The sequence below is a fragment of the Streptococcus infantis genome, from assembly GCF_047463315.1.
Lineage (GTDB): Bacteria > Bacillota > Bacilli > Lactobacillales > Streptococcaceae > Streptococcus > Streptococcus infantis_AB.
Genome location: NZ_JASHEB010000001.1, coordinates 22,397 through 37,134 on the forward strand (window position 1 = coordinate 22,397; position 14,738 = coordinate 37,134).

17 protein-coding genes are annotated in these 14,738 nt (G+C 38.2%); 8 read left to right on the top strand and 9 right to left on the bottom strand.

Annotated features, from left to right (window positions below):
• Positions 1-118: 118 nt before the first annotated feature.
• From pta to QM857_RS00115, 4 genes are read right to left on the bottom strand one after another with little or no spacing between them, the layout of a single operon-like run.
• Positions 119-1,093, bottom strand: a complete 975-nt coding sequence (gene pta, locus QM857_RS00100) for a phosphate acetyltransferase (protein ID WP_178895014.1) — start codon at positions 1,091-1,093, stop codon at positions 119-121.
• A gap of 15 nt (positions 1,094-1,108) precedes the next feature.
• A complete protein-coding gene (locus QM857_RS00105) occupies positions 1,109-2,008 on the bottom strand; it encodes an RluA family pseudouridine synthase (protein ID WP_414272309.1) in 900 nt (299 codons plus the stop codon).
• Positions 2,005-2,823 carry an NAD kinase gene (locus QM857_RS00110; protein WP_223333075.1) on the bottom strand — a complete coding sequence of 273 codons (819 nt, stop codon included), beginning with the start codon at positions 2,821-2,823 and terminating at the stop codon, positions 2,005-2,007. The genes QM857_RS00105 and QM857_RS00110 overlap by 4 nt, the downstream gene beginning before the upstream one ends.
• Positions 2,807-3,478: a GTP pyrophosphokinase gene (locus tag QM857_RS00115; RefSeq protein WP_414274643.1), complete on the bottom strand. Its 672-nt coding sequence runs from the start codon at positions 3,476-3,478 to the stop codon at positions 2,807-2,809. The genes QM857_RS00110 and QM857_RS00115 overlap by 17 nt, the downstream gene beginning before the upstream one ends.
• 133 nt (positions 3,479-3,611) lie before the next feature.
• Here QM857_RS00115 and QM857_RS00120 point away from each other — a divergent pair, with 133 nt between their 5' ends.
• From QM857_RS00120 to QM857_RS00150, 7 genes are all read left to right on the top strand, one after another.
• Entirely contained in the window at positions 3,612-4,181 is a 570-nt protein-coding gene (locus QM857_RS00120; protein WP_414274644.1) for a CYTH domain-containing protein, read from the top strand.
• 123 nt (positions 4,182-4,304) lie between these two features.
• The gene (locus tag QM857_RS00125; protein ID WP_016465844.1) at positions 4,305-5,255 is read left to right on the top strand and encodes a ribose-phosphate diphosphokinase; all 951 of its coding nucleotides are present in this window, start codon (positions 4,305-4,307) and stop codon (positions 5,253-5,255) included.
• 15 nt (positions 5,256-5,270) lie between these two features.
• Complete coding sequence (locus tag QM857_RS00130) at positions 5,271-6,386, top strand: cysteine desulfurase family protein (RefSeq protein ID WP_414274645.1); 1,116 nt, start codon at positions 5,271-5,273, stop codon at positions 6,384-6,386.
• A 4-nt stretch (positions 6,387-6,390) separates the two neighbouring features.
• Positions 6,391-6,738 carry a DUF1831 domain-containing protein gene (locus QM857_RS00135; protein WP_016465846.1) on the top strand — a complete coding sequence of 116 codons (348 nt, stop codon included), beginning with the start codon at positions 6,391-6,393 and terminating at the stop codon, positions 6,736-6,738.
• 9 nt (positions 6,739-6,747) lie between these two features.
• Complete coding sequence (locus tag QM857_RS00140) at positions 6,748-6,963, top strand: DUF4649 family protein (protein WP_414259096.1); 216 nt, start codon at positions 6,748-6,750, stop codon at positions 6,961-6,963.
• An 82-nt stretch (positions 6,964-7,045) separates the two neighbouring features.
• A complete protein-coding gene (locus tag QM857_RS00145; RefSeq protein WP_178895019.1) occupies positions 7,046-7,687 on the top strand; it encodes a redox-sensing transcriptional repressor Rex in 642 nt (213 codons plus the stop codon).
• 15 nt (positions 7,688-7,702) lie between these two features.
• A complete protein-coding gene (locus tag QM857_RS00150) occupies positions 7,703-8,392 on the top strand; it encodes a gamma-glutamyl-gamma-aminobutyrate hydrolase family protein (protein ID WP_178895020.1) in 690 nt (229 codons plus the stop codon).
• Positions 8,393-8,416: 24 nt separating this feature from the next.
• Here the strand turns inward: QM857_RS00150 and radC are convergent, their stop codons facing one another.
• Together radC and QM857_RS00160 are read right to left on the bottom strand one after the other, a co-directional pair.
• Positions 8,417-9,097 carry a RadC family protein gene (gene radC / locus QM857_RS00155; RefSeq protein ID WP_414259097.1) on the bottom strand — a complete coding sequence of 227 codons (681 nt, stop codon included), beginning with the start codon at positions 9,095-9,097 and terminating at the stop codon, positions 8,417-8,419.
• Between the two features lie 64 nt (positions 9,098-9,161).
• Positions 9,162-10,442, bottom strand: a complete 1,281-nt coding sequence (locus QM857_RS00160; protein WP_414274646.1) for an O-acetylhomoserine aminocarboxypropyltransferase/cysteine synthase family protein — start codon at positions 10,440-10,442, stop codon at positions 9,162-9,164.
• A gap of 191 nt (positions 10,443-10,633) precedes the next feature.
• Here QM857_RS00160 and QM857_RS00165 point away from each other — a divergent pair, with 191 nt between their 5' ends.
• Positions 10,634-11,329 carry a VIT family protein gene (locus QM857_RS00165; protein ID WP_414274647.1) on the top strand — a complete coding sequence of 232 codons (696 nt, stop codon included), beginning with the start codon at positions 10,634-10,636 and terminating at the stop codon, positions 11,327-11,329.
• Positions 11,330-11,372: 43 nt separating this feature from the next.
• On the opposite strand, the gene QM857_RS00170 is transcribed toward QM857_RS00165, so the two are convergent.
• The 3 genes from QM857_RS00170 to QM857_RS00180 all read right to left on the bottom strand — a co-directional run bounded on the left by QM857_RS00170 (position 11,373) and on the right by QM857_RS00180 (position 14,737).
• Positions 11,373-13,364 carry an ABC transporter permease gene (locus tag QM857_RS00170; protein ID WP_235084125.1) on the bottom strand — a complete coding sequence of 664 codons (1,992 nt, stop codon included), beginning with the start codon at positions 13,362-13,364 and terminating at the stop codon, positions 11,373-11,375.
• A 1-nt stretch (position 13,365) separates the two neighbouring features.
• Positions 13,366-14,124: an ABC transporter ATP-binding protein gene (locus QM857_RS00175; protein ID WP_006152604.1), complete on the bottom strand. Its 759-nt coding sequence runs from the start codon at positions 14,122-14,124 to the stop codon at positions 13,366-13,368.
• Positions 14,125-14,464: 340 nt separating this feature from the next.
• Positions 14,465-14,737, bottom strand: coding sequence for a PspC domain-containing protein (locus tag QM857_RS00180; RefSeq protein ID WP_414274648.1), 273 nt, complete (start codon positions 14,735-14,737; stop codon positions 14,465-14,467).
• Between the last annotated feature and the right edge of the window lies 1 nt (position 14,738).

The window sequence follows — 14,738 nt, forward strand, 5'->3', positions numbered from 1 at the left end:
CTATAAAACAAAGATGATTACTGACTATTTTACCATATTTTGGCTATTTTTGCAGTTGAATGATATCTCAATAAAAGGGAAATCCCCCTTTACCAAGAGGAAAAGAGGGATAAAATTCTTATTGATGAACAGCTTGAGCTGCTGTGATTAGAGTTAGTTTATAAACATCGTCAGAGTTACATCCGCGAGAAAGGTCATTTACAGGTTTGTTAAGTCCTTGCAATACAGGTCCAACTGCAGCAAATCCGCCAAGACGCTCTGCCATCTTGTAACCAATGTTACCAGCTTCAATACCTGGGAAGATAAAGACATTAGCTTGTCCAGCTACATTACTTCCTGGTGCTTTAAGAGCTGCAGTTTCTGGAACGAAGGCAGCATCAAATTGCAATTCCCCATCAATTTCAAGGTCTGGACGAAGCTCATGAGCGATTTTTGTTGCTTCAACAACCTTATCAACACTTTCACCAAAACCTGAACCTTTAGTTGAATAGCTAAGCATAGCAATTTTAGGTTCGATACCAAACATCTTAGCTGTGATAGCTGAGTTAATCGCGATTTCAGCTAGAGCATCAGCATCTGGGTTGATGTTGATAGCACAGTCACCGAACAAGTAACGTTCAGTGCCACGAACCATAAGGAAGGCACCTGATGTACGGCTCACATTTGGACGAGTCTTGATGATTTGAAGTGCTGGACGAACTGTTGAAGCTGTAGAGTGAATAGCACCTGAAACCATACCATCAACCAAGCCCATATAGACTAACATAACACCGAAGTAGTTAACATCGTTGCTGAGCACTTCTCTCGCTTCTTCTTCAGTCATTTTTCCTTTACGACGTTCAACAAGTGAAGCAACCATATCTTCAAATTGTGGGTAATGTTCTGGATCGATGACTTCGTAACCTTCTGTAATTCCTTCGATTTCGAGATAGATTTTAATCTTGTCAGGGTTTCCTAGAAGAACTGGGATAACTTCTGTTTCTTTAACCAAACGCTTCGTTGCTTGTAGGATACGTGGTTCTTCACCTTCAGGTAGAACGATGCGAGCATTTTTACCAACTAGGTTGGCTTTCAAACTTTCAAAAACTTCCATGAGTTTTGACTCCTTTTAAGATAAATTATTATTTGATAACTGTGTAATAAGTATGTCGAAATCATCCGGCAGTGGGCACTCAAGCACTAACTGTTCTTCTAAGAAAGGATGATAAAACGATAAGTAATGGCAATGTAGAGCCTGGCGTTCTATGCCATGCTCTAAGCTTCCCCCATAAAGATCATCTCCGAGTAACGGAAAACCAATATGCGAGAAATGAACCCGAATCTGGTGGGTTCTCCCAGTATGGAGACGAATATCAACTAAGTGAATATTCCCGTAAGATGCCACGATTTGATAGGACGTATGGGCATATTTTCCACCCTTTGCTACTCGTCGAGTGATGATAGAATCTTCATCTCGGGCTATTGGAGCGATGATTTCTCCCTTTGGTTCCAGATGTCCATCTCCCTTGACTAGGGCGTAATAACGCTTTTCAATAGCCTTCTTTTGCAACTGTTTATCTAATCTGGCATGCGCATAGCCGTGTTTAGCAAAAAGCATCAATCCAGAGGTATCTCTATCAAGCCGAGTCACAATATGAACCTGCTGATTCTCATAGTTTTGTTTTACATAGTAGCCCTTAATAAAGTTGGCAATGGTATTAGAATGATTGACACTAGGGATTGAAGCGACTCCAAAGGGTTTGTTGATAATCAAGAAATGATCATCTTCAAATAGAATATCTAGAGGATAATCAATTGCTTCAAGTGTCTCGAATCCTTCCTCTGGCGGAATATCAATGACGACCTCATCTCCGATATCTAAGAGATAGGTTGCATTCTGCGGATGCCCGTTGACTCGAATATCACCACCTCGAAACTTAATCTTGGCAAGTAACCCTTTAGAAACTTCATGTTTTTTCAGAAAGGTTTTGATCTTGACATGTTCGTCAGCAATAAACTGAAACCTCATTCGTCCACCTCACCAATAAAGGCATCTTTAACACGATTCCAAAAACTGGTGTGGCTTGGTGTGGCTACAAAATGAATCTTGTGGTGATCAATCTGATACTCTATTTTCTCAATATTTCGGAAAGAATAGATACTATTATCGATTGAGATTGTGTGATAGTCATTTCGAGTCGGTATCAATTCAATCTTGTCTTTTTTAGGAACAATAATTGATGAACCGAGTGTTCGGTAGATTCGGTTGTTCAAACTGGCGATTTCAGCTAATTGAAGGGCTTCTATGGTAGGATGTAGTACTGCTCCACCAAGTGATTTATTATAAGCTGTACTTCCAGTCGGCGTTGAAACTGTTAGGCCGTCACCACGGAAACGTTCAAAGGGAACATGGTTAATAATGACATCAGCAACCATAGTTCGATCCGCTCGACGAATGCTAGCTTCGTTTAGTGCTCGGAAAGACTTAATTTCACCGTTTTCAAGAAAGATTTTAACACTTAGGAGTGGATAAGAAACTTGAGCTCCATTATCCAACTGTAAATTTGTAACCAATTGGTCCAACTCAAAATCACGATAATCCGTATAAAAACCTAAATGTCCCGTATGAACCCCAACAAAACGAACCTTATCCAGTTGGTTTTCATACTTATGAAAAGCAGATAACAACATGCCATCACCACCAATAGAGACGACGATATCTGGATTTTTATCGTTCAGAATAAAATTATTCTTTTTTAATCGTTCTTTTAACTCGAATAGAACTTTCTGACTCTGAGGCTTACGGTTGGCAATTAGGTCAATTCGTTTACCTGTATTCTTCATCGGTATCGTCACTGTTTCCTACCCCGTCATTTAACTTTCTGTGCAAAGGATCAAAGAGCGCTTGTGCTTCCTGGATATCAGCACGTATTTTACTCATTTCTTCGTCTAGCTGATGTGAAATTCTGGCTGTAATCTCAAGTCGTTCTTTGATTTCTTCTGGGAAATCTCCTTGATATTTATAATTGAGAGAATGCTCGATTGTAGCCCAAAAATTCATAGCCAAGGTACGAATTTGAATCTCAACGAGAATAGTTTTTGCACCGTAAATCGTATCAACCGTATACTCAATAATCACATGGTAAGAACGATAACCCGATGCCTTTCGATGAGTAATGTAATCACGTTCTTGAACAACTCTCATGTCCTGTCTTTTACGAAGGATAGAAACAACTTCATTTACGTCGTCTACAAATTGAACCATGACACGCAATCCTGCAATATCTTGCAAATCTTGTTCAAGCGTGTCATAGGTTATTCCACGACGTGCCATTTTTTCTTTGATGCTTTCAATCGGCTTTACGCGACCTGTGACAAACTCAATAGGAGAATGTTTATTTTGTTTTCGATATTGTTTTCGGATTCCTCGGAGTTTAATTTTCAATTCTCCGACAGCTTGAATGTAAGGATCTAAAAATTCTTCCCATTCTGTAATCATATAACTCTTACGTCCAATTCTCTATGCAGTTTAATTTATCTAGTTTTTGATTTTCTCCTGAAAATCATATACAATAAATACAATGCTTATTATACCATAAATCGCTTTCAAATATAAAGAAAAGGTTGTAAAAATGAAACATTTAGAAATTGAAATGAAAACACTTCTCAGTGAAGAAGAATATGACCGTTTGCTAGATCAGTTTTCAGAAGTCACTCCTATTACACAAAAAAATTACTACCTAGATACGCCTGATTTTTACCTTCGACAACATCAAATCGCTATGCGCATACGTACTTTTGAAAATAGTGCCGAATTAACCATTAAGATTCCTCAAAAAGTTGGAAATATGGAGTACAATCAAGCCCTCACTCTTGAGGAATCTAAAAATTGTCTTGACGAATGTAAACTTCCTCAGGGGATGATTCTAGAAGAACTAACTAGCCGTGGACTTTCAACTAGTTGCTGGGTGGTTTTAGGTTGCCTAATGACTGTTCGTTACGAAAAAGAGACGTCTATCGGACTGATGGCACTTGATCAAAGTAGCTACTTCGATGTTGTTGATTATGAACTAGAGTTGGAAGTCGAAAATGGAGACCAGGGAAGTCTTGATTTTCAGGAGTTTTTACAGGCAAATGATATCGAATATAAGAAAGCACCTTCAAAATTAGTTCGATTTATAGAAAATATGAAAAATAACTGAAATAATCAATTTTTTTTGATAAAATAGAAGAGATAAAAAATAATAGAATCTGTAATGGACTACAGTTGTTAATAAAATGTTTCCTTTTACTGATTCACATAGTTTATAGAGGACGGTTTATCAATGTCAGATACAAAGAATATGAAGCTTTTTTCACTTTCATCAAATCATGAAATTGCTCAAAAAATTGCGGATGCTGCAGGTGTTCCGCTTGGAAAATTATCATCACGTCAATTTTCAGATGGTGAAATCCAAGTTAACATCGAAGAAAGTGTTCGTGGCTATGATGTTTATATCATCCAGTCTACTTCTTATCCTGTTAGCAATCATTTGATGGAACTTTTAATCACTGTTGATGCCTGTGTTCGTGCTAGTGCAAATACAATCAATGTTGTCATGCCTTATTTTGGTTATGCTCGTCAAGACCGTATCGCTTCTTCTCGCGAACCTCTTACAGCTAAACTTGTTGCAAATATGTTGGTAAAAGCTGGGGTTAGTCGTGTATTGACACTGGACCTTCATGCTGTTCAGGTACAAGGTTTCTTTGATATCCCTGTAGACAACCTCTATACAATTCCGCTATTTGCAAAACATTACTGCGATAAAGGCTTGACTGGTTCAGATGTGGTTGTTGTCAGCCCTAAAAACTCAGGTGTAAAACGTGCTCGTAGCCTAGCTGAGTACCTTGATGCACCGATTGCTATCATCGACTATGCTCAAGATGATTCTGAACGTAGCCAAGGATACATTATCGGTGAGGTTGAAGGTAAGAAAGCAATCTTGATTGATGATATTCTAAATACAGGTCGTACTTTCTCTGAAGCTGCTAAAATCCTAGAACGCGATGGTGCAACTGAAATCTATGCAGTTTCAAGTCATGGACTTTTCGTTGACGGCGCTGCAGAATTGCTTGATGCAGCTAATATCAAAGAAATCTTGGTTACAGATTCTGTTGTAACAGAAAGTAAAAAACCTAAAAACGTACAATACATTACTGCAAGCGAATTAATTGGTGATGCCATGGTTCGTATTCATGAAAGAAAACCAGTTAGTCCACTATTTAAGTTTAAATAGAAATTAGGTGAGTTTTTGATATATTTAGATAATGCTGCTACGACTCCAATGTCACCTGCAGCTATCTCAGCGATGACTCAAGTCATGCAAGAAACATATGGGAACCCTTCTAGTATTCATAGTCATGGACGCCAAGCAGGTAAATTATTACGAGAAGCGCGTCAAGAGTTAGCGAGTTTACTAGGAACAAAGCCACAGCATGTTTTCTTCACCTCTGGTGGTACAGAAAGTAATAATACTGCAATTATCGGCTACTGCCTTCGCCACCAAGGGCGTGGGAAGCACATCATTACTACTGCTATTGAGCATCACGCAGTTCTTGAACCATTTGAATATTTGGTTGAAAATTTCGGGTTTGAAGTAACTGTTTTGAAGCCTGTAAATCAAGAAATCACAGCAGACCAAGTCAAAAATTCTCTTCGTGAAGATACCATTCTAGTTTCAACTATGTTTGCAAACAATGAAACAGGAACTCTATTACCGATTGCTGAAATTGGTGAGGTTTTAAAAAATCATCCAGCTTCTTATCATGTTGATGCAGTTCAGGCGATTGGTAAAGTAGAGATTGTTCCCGAAGAATTGGGAATTGATTTTCTTAGCGCTTCTGCACATAAATTCTATGGTCCCAAAGGCGTAGGTTTCCTATACGCTTCTTCTAAAGAATTTGATTCTTATCTACACGGTGGCGATCAAGAACAGAAAAAAAGAGCAGGAACAGAAAACCTTCCAGCAATTATCGGTATGGTTGCAGCACTTAAGGATGATCTTGAACATTTAGAAAGTAATTTTGAAAAAGTTCAAAAGTTACAAGAAACATTTCTAACTGAAATGGATGGATTAAACTACTATCTAAACCAAAGTAAAGAGCAACTTCCCTATGTCCTCAACATTGGTTTCCCAGGACAACGAAATGATCTGCTACTACTTCGCCTGGATCTAGAAGGCATTTCTATTTCAACAGGTTCAGCATGTACCGCTGGTATTGTTCAGGTTAGTCATGTTCTTCAGGCTTTTTATGGAGAAGACTCGCCTCGCTTACACGAGTCTGTTCGCGTCAGCATTTCACCTCAAAATACAGAACAAGAAATGATAACTCTTGCTAAAACTCTTAAAAATATCATCGGAGGATAACTCAATGGCATTCGAACAAACGATTAAACTAAAAAATTGTCGTTACGATTATACACTTAGCCCAACTGTAAAGAAATTTACGCTTAAAGATAATACGTTTTTTGAAACTAAAGTTGGTAACTATGAATTAACACGTCTTCTTGAAAAAGTTCCAAATAGTGGAGAAGGATTCCAACTTAAGATTATTATCAACAAAGACCTGACAGGTGCAAAAATCAACATCACTGATAAATTCGGTCTACGTTTAGTTGATATCTTCAAATCAGAAGAAACTCATATCCACCAAGAGAAATTCTACTTCTTGATGGATAGTCTTGTTGAGCGTGGCGTATTTACAAAAAGTGAAAGATAAAAGGTCGTTATGTTTCGATTAACTTACAAGGACTCCTATCAAGTAGAGCGTGTGCAAGAATATGAAGACTATGAAGCTCTTATGCTCTCTCTATCGGGTTGTGTAACCCTTCCTGATACTACTCTTATTACTTCATTAACACATGATGGGGTTGAAATCTATCAGGGGCTTCTAGGTAATCTCTACCGCTTTTTATGGACTTACCACGAAACTAAGATAAACTAAGATTTTTTCTTAGTTTTTTTTCGTTATTGTTGCAATTTTCACAAACTTTCTATAAAATAGTAAATAGAAAGGTTGTGATTTTGTGAAAGAAAAACAGTCTGCTATTCCTAAAGCAACAGCAAAGAGACTTTCTCTCTATTACCGTATTTTTAAAAGATTTAATGCCGAAAAAATTGAAAGAGCTAATTCCAAACAAATTGCAGAAGCGATTGGAATTGATTCTGCCACTGTTCGTCGTGACTTCTCTTACTTTGGCGAACTTGGACGTCGTGGATTTGGCTATGATGTCAAAAAGCTCATGAACTTTTTCGCTGATCTTTTAAATGATAATTCTATTACCAATGTTATGCTGGTAGGTATCGGAAATATGGGGCATGCCCTCCTACACTACCGCTTTCATGAGCGTAACAAGATGAAAATCATCATGGCTTTTGACCTAGATGATCATCCTGAGGTTGGTACCCAAACTCCTGATGGTGTTCCAATCTATGGAATCTCTCAAATAAAGGACAAAATTAAGGATAGTGATGTTAAAACTGCTATTCTTACTGTTCCTAGTATTAAATCTCAAGAAGTTGCAGAACTATTAGTCGACGCCGGTATCAAAGGTATTCTTAGTTTTTCTCCTGTTCACCTACATCTTCCTAAAGACGTAGTTGTTCAGTATGTCGATCTTACAAGCGAACTTCAAACCCTCCTCTATTTCATGCGTAAAGAGGATTAGAAAGTGTAAATATTTATGAATAAACCAGTTATTGGGATTACAGGAAATGAAACCCCGCATCCAGATGATGATCTTATGATGAGTTATGCTGCCAAAGGCTTTGTTGAAGGAGTTAAGGAAGCTGGAGGTATCCCCATTATCCTACCAATTGGTGATGAAGAAATGGCCGGTTACTACATTAGTTTAATTGATAAACTTATTCTAACTGGTGGACAAAACGTAGACCCTAAATACTATGGTGAGCCAAAAGTTATTGATAGTGACGATTACCACCTTCAACGTGATATTTTTGAGTTAGCACTCATTAAAGAAGCAATCAAGCAAAATAAGCCAATTTTTTCTGTCTGTCGTGGTACTCAACTTTTTAACGTAGCCATGGGCGGGTCTCTTTATCAAGATATTGAAGATCATTGGCAAGATACTTCCGCTGAATACACCACTCAGCGGCTTGTTACCGAACCAGATACTATTCTTCGAGAAATTTATGGAGAAATCTCTCATATAAATTCTTTCCACCATCAGAGCATCAAAGATTTAGCTCCTAATCTTCAGGTTGTAGCACATGATCCTAAAGATGGTATTATCGAGGCTGTAACAAGTACAGATGGTTTCCCTTATCTCGGTGTTCAATGGCATCCAGAATTTCTCTTTGAAAATCGCCCCAAAGATAAAACGCTTTTTGACTATGTTGTCAATGAATTGTAAAACCTGTATATGATGCAGGTTTTTTTATATCATATCCGTCTTCTCACGGTAACTAAAATAATCTGAATGCGAGACAATTAGATGGTCCAATAAGACCAATCCCATTATCTCGCAGGCTTCTTTAACAAGCTTGGTAACATGGTCGTCATTGGGGCTAGGAACTACTGCACCTGATGGATGATTGTGAACCAGAATCACAGATGTTGCCATGTGCTTTAGGGCATAGTGGAGAATTTCTCTCGGTTCAGCAATGCTTCTTGTGGCAGACCCTATAAAAATAGTCTGCTGGTGAATGATTTGATTTTGTGTATTCAGATAAAGCGCCACTAGGTGCTCTTGTTTTTTATCTCCAAGCTCAGCTTGCATCTTTTTAGCTAATTTACGACTGCTAAGAATGCTCTCCATTTCCACTGTTTCCCTTTTATGGATACGGCAGCCTAATTCGATAACAGCTTGTAATTCGATAGCCTTAACACGTCCGATACCCGATAGAGTCTGCAATTCCTGTAGGCTCATTCTTTTTAGGTCGGTTAAACATGTTAGCTGATTTAAGACCTTCTGTGCTATTTCAAAAACATTGGCCTGTTTCGTTCCTGTCCTTAGTAATATTGCCAGTAATTCTTGATTGCTGAGTGCTTCTACTCCCTCTCTTACTAATCTTTCTCTCGGTAAGAGCGAATCTTCTTGAAATGAAATACTATACATAAAAAATCCTCCTCACTTAATTATTCGTGAGAAGGATGCTTAATTTCATAAAAACTAGTTATTTTTAGATTTTTTCAAGAGCTAGTCGCAAATCTTCAATCAAATCATCGACATTTTCAAGACCAATTGAAAGACGGATTTGATTTTTAGTTACTCCTGCTGCTTCTAGATCAGAGTCAGACAATTGAGCATGAGTTGTAGTTGCAGGGTGAACGACCAATGATTTTGCATCTGCCACGTTGGCTAGGTTTGAGAAGATTTCTAAGCTGTCAATCACCTTACGTGCTTCTGCTTCTCCACCTTTAACATGGAAAGTAAAGATTGAACCAACTCCTTTTGGTAAATATTTCTCAGCTAATGCGTGGTAAGGACTATCAACTAATTTCGGATAGTTGACTTTTTCAACCTTTGGATGATTTACAAGGAAATCAACGATTTTTTCAGCATTTTGAACATGGCGTTCAACACGAAGAGAGAGAGTTTCAAGACCTTGTAAGAGCAAGAATGAGTTAAATGGTGATAGGGCAGCTCCCATATCGCGAAGCAATTGCACGCGAGCAGCAACGATAAAGGCTGCAGCACCAACATCACGTGTATAACTGATATTGTGGTAGCTTGGATCCTCTTCGACTAATTGAGGGAATTTCCCTGAAGCAGCCCAGTCAAATTTTCCGCTATCAACGATGACACCACCAATAGTTGTACCGTGACCACCGATAAACTTAGTTGCTGAATGAACTGCAATGTCTACACCATGAGAAAAGACATTGATAAGATATGGTGTTGCAAAAGTATTGTCTGCGACCAAAGGAATCTGATGCTTGTGAGCAATTTCAGCGATTTTTTCGATATCTGGAATATTGATAACTGGATTACCCAAGGTTTCAATCAAGACAAGTTTAGTATTGTCTTTAATCGCTGCTTCTACTTCTTCTAGATTATCAATATCAACAAAAGTTGTGGTGATTCCATAACGAGGAAGTGTTTCTTTCAAGAGGTTAAAGGTACCACCATAGATGGTTGATGCTGCAACGACGTGGTCTCCTGCGTGAGCTAGAGCTAAAATCGTGTAAGTAATAGCTGCCATCCCTGACGCAGTTGCAAGTGCACCTACACCACCTTCAAGGGCTGCGATACGCTCTTCAAAGGCTGATGTTGTTGGGTTTGTGATACGAGTATAGATATTACCAGCCTTTTGAAGAGCAAAGAGATCTGCACCCTCTTGTGTATCTTCAAATACAAAAGATGTTGTTTGGTAAATTGGAACAGCACGAGACTTGGTAGTCGCATCTACCACTTGTCCTGCATGCAATTGAAGAGTTTCAAATTTAAATTCACGAGTCATATTTAGACCTCCAAAGATTTCATTAGGTTCATTGTATCACCTAATTCGTTCAGTTACAAGTACAACTTTGTTATATCTTGGCATAAGAAATAGCTATGACTATTATTAGAATTGTAGAATTTTTTTCAGATAGTTTAAAATGTTTGTATTCACTTCTCCTATACTTTATAATGTTTACAAAGGAGAAAACTATGTCAGAAATTACTCATGAAATTGATGCAAACTTTGCTGGCCGTTTAAATATCTTGCGTGCTGGTGTACTGGGAGCTAATGATGGAATTATCTCTATTGCTGGAGTTGTTATCGGGGTAGCGAGTGCTACAACGAATATCTGGATTATCTTCCTATCAGGATTGGCCGCAATCCTTGCTGGCGCCTTTTCTATGGCTGGAGGAGAGTATGTATCCGTATCTACTCAAAAAGACACGGAGGAGGCCGCTGTAGCCCGTGAACAATTACTTTTGGATAAAGATATGGATGCTGCAAAAAAATCACTCTACGCAGCCTATCTTCAAAATGGTGAGTGTGGAACTTCAGCTCAACTATTAGTTAACAAAGCTTTTTTGAAAAATCCACTAAAAGCCTTAGTCGAGGAAAAATACGGTATCGAGTATGAAGAATTCACCAATCCATGGCATGCTGCAGCATCTAGCTTTATTGCCTTTGTTCTTGGAAGTCTTCCACCCATGCTTTCAATAACTATCTTCCCAAGCGACTATCGAATCCCTGCTACTGTTGTTATTGTAGCAATTTCCCTTTTAATTACTGGATATACGAGTGCAAAACTTGGAAAAGCCCCCACTAAAACAGCTATGATTCGGAACCTTTGTATCGGCCTTTTGACTATGGGTGTTACCTATCTATTTGGACAATTGTTTAGCATTTAAAACATAAAAATACCTCGAAAAAATCGAGGTATTTATTTTTTTATTATAGCTGGATAATCTTACGATAGCTTCTTGAAGTAATCATAAAGATAAGTACGTAGATGAGGGCAAAGATACCACAAATAGAAAGTGTTACACTTAACATCATAGCTGTATCTACTACCCCAATGACCTTAAGAATCAAACTTAACATATGATAGGCAAATGCTAGATGAAGGAAGGCGAAGATTACAGGAAGGAAGAAAACAGTCAAGACTTGCTTGTTAATGGTTTGCTTGATTTGTTTTTGGTCCAAGCCAACTTTTTGCAGGATGACAAAGCGTTCACGGTCTTCATAACCTTCTGAGATTTGTTTATAGTAGATAACGAGTACAGTTCCAATCATAAAGATGATAGAGAGGAAAATACCAATAAAGAGAACTCCTCCAAAGAGAGCATTCATTTGGGCAATTGCGTCACTTGCAGTGCCTCCACCATAAACCATACCGTCTTTATTTTTGAGATTATGACTAAAATTATTTGCAAACTCCTCAAAATCATCAGATAGCTTTAACTGTTCCTCTAGACTAGCTGTTACATCCATACCACCGTAGAGCTGTGTGTATATAGCTGAATCCTGGTACTGTTTTAAAAAGCTTTGAAGGTCAGCAACTACAAGATAGTTATAATCCGATACCAATAGTACATAGGGATTGGTAACATGATTGGCAATAAAATCCTGCTGGATTGCTTCCTTGATCGTATAGTTCTGATTGTTCAGACTAAATGCTTTCTGTCCTTTAAGTTGGTCATTTCGAGCCCAAAGCCCTACTTCATCTCCAGTGAGATTCAATTTCTGACCAGTCATCTTTTCGTAATCTTTTTGGTCGAAAACTAAGAAGACAGTCTTGGGCATAACATTATTTTGCCCTTTTTCAAAGATGCTTAATTTGGTCCCGTCTTGACTAGAAAGACCGAAACTCGCATAACTGAGAACATCTTTATTACTAATCGTTAAGCTCTTTTCACTTGCATACTGAGTCAAAAGTTTGTCTAAATCCTCAACTTCTACATTTTGCCCCTTGACATCAAAATCGTGAGGATATAGGAGTTTTTTCATATTTTCAGAACCGTTGTAGATGCTGGTTGCTGCTGACATGGTGATTAAAACCATGGTTGAAAGGATAGCAATGGTTGCTAATCCGACCGCATTTTTTTTCATACGGAAGATGAGGTTAGAAACAGAGATGAGGTTGTTGGGTTGGTAGTAATATCTCTTGTTTTTCTTGAGCAACTGTAAGAAGACTGTAATACCAGCATTGAATAAGAGATAGGTTCCTACAATAACTAACATGACCGCAATAAAGAAAGTAGCGACAGCTTTAAATGCATCTGTTACGCTTAGTGCTAAGTAGTAGCCACCACCTTGTGCAATGAGCCCTACTAAAGTTTGAAGAACCAGGAAACGCCCCTTCTTCTCACCTTTTGCTTTCTCACGAGAAAGTTGCAGAGCATCCATACGGATAATGCGGATAGCATTTAGGAAGACAATGAGTAAAAATACAAGCCCAAATACCAGAAGGATAGAAAAAACAACAGACCATTGGAAAGTAGCTACTAGCTCTACCTTCATCTTTGCAAGTTTAAGCAATAATGCAAAGATGAGATTGTCAAAGAGGGCACCAATCCCAATACCGGCAGTGACTGTTACTAGCCCAAATATCAAGAGTTCCTTGAAGGTCATACCAATCAAATGGCGTTTTTCTAAGCCCAACATGCCATATACACCCAGTTCTTTGGAACGGTTTTTCATGACAAAACTGTTGGCATAAAGCACGATAATGGCAGATGCAAGTGTCACTACGACAAGCCCTAGTTGTAGGGTAAATTGTATAGCAGATGCACCACGCAAATCCACAATTTTTGGATTAAAGGCTAGGGAGTAAAAGAGATAGCTAATCGTGACTGCCAAAATGACAGACAAAGCAAAAGGGTAATAGAGTTTGCGGTTTTTGATTAAGTTGGATATGGCCAACTTATTGGTTAATCGAAACATACTAGTTCACCTCACTTGCCATAACAGTCAAGGTGTCAGAGATTTCTTGGAACATCTGACGATCAGTTTTTTCACCACGGTAGATTTGATTGTAAAGAATGCCATCCTTAATGAAAAGGACACGTTTTGCACGACTAGCTGCTGCTGTTGAGTGGGTTACCATGAGAATGGTTTGCCCTTGCTCATTGATCTGATCAAAGATATCAAGAAGGGCTGCAGAAGATTTAGAGTCTAGGGCTCCTGTTGGCTCGTCAGCAAGGAGAATTTCTGGTTCTGTGATGATAGCCCGTGCAACTGCTACCCTTTGTTTTTGCCCTCCAGAGATTTCATAAGGGTACTTCTCCTGCAATTGATTGATGCCAAGATTTTCAGCCGTCACCACCAATTTTTTCATCATTTCTGTAATAGGCTTTCTAGACAATACCAAAGGGAGTAAGATATTGTCTTTAACAGAAAGCGTATCTAACAAATTAAAGTCTTGGAAGACAAAACCTAACTTTTCACGACGGAAACTTGATGCTTCAGAATTTTTAATGGTAGCTGTGTCTGTTCCGTTAAGGAAAACCTGGCCACGAGTTGGCTTGTCTAGCATGGCGAGAATATTTAGTAGCGTTGACTTCCCAGAACCAGATTCACCCATGATAGCAACGTAATCGCCTTTTTCTACAGTAAAGTGAATATCTTTCAAGGCTTCTACTTGGTTGCCTTGAAAGCGAGTTTTATAAATCTTTTGAACGTGTTTTACATCTAATAGCGTCATTTTAACATCTCCTTTTTAATATCCCATTAATTGAAACTGAGCCTGCATCATTTGAATGCCGAGCTCAACTCGCTCGATATCCTTTGGACTCGGCTTACTTGTATGTTTCTTTTGTAAAATATTTTTCATAGTTTTGCTCCTTTATCTTTATGATATAAGTGTACTCTAAAAAAGGAGACAGTTCCATAACATAACCTTACAAATGGAGCTTTAATCTTACATTTTTGTAAGATAGAGATATTTTTTTGAAATCAACTACTATTAGTTTACCACAAATTTTTAGGCAAAATCAAACCCTTGTAATTACAAGGGTTTAATTTTTTAATGGATAGTAAGGTGGTTACCAAAACCAACCTTCGTCATCATTGATAGGCTGGGCTTCCTTGATCTTGCGTGGGCCTGTTCCATACATTTCAGCTTCGATGTCTTCTTTTGTTGGTAGGATCGAAGCTAGGATAATGTAGATAATAATTCCGAGTCCAAAGTTTGCGATTGTAAAGATTACAAAAAGGAAACGAACTAGGGTTACATCAAGATTCCACTTATCAGATAGACCTGCAAGTACACCTGATACCATACGATTTCTTCTCATTTTATAAAATTTTGTATTCATG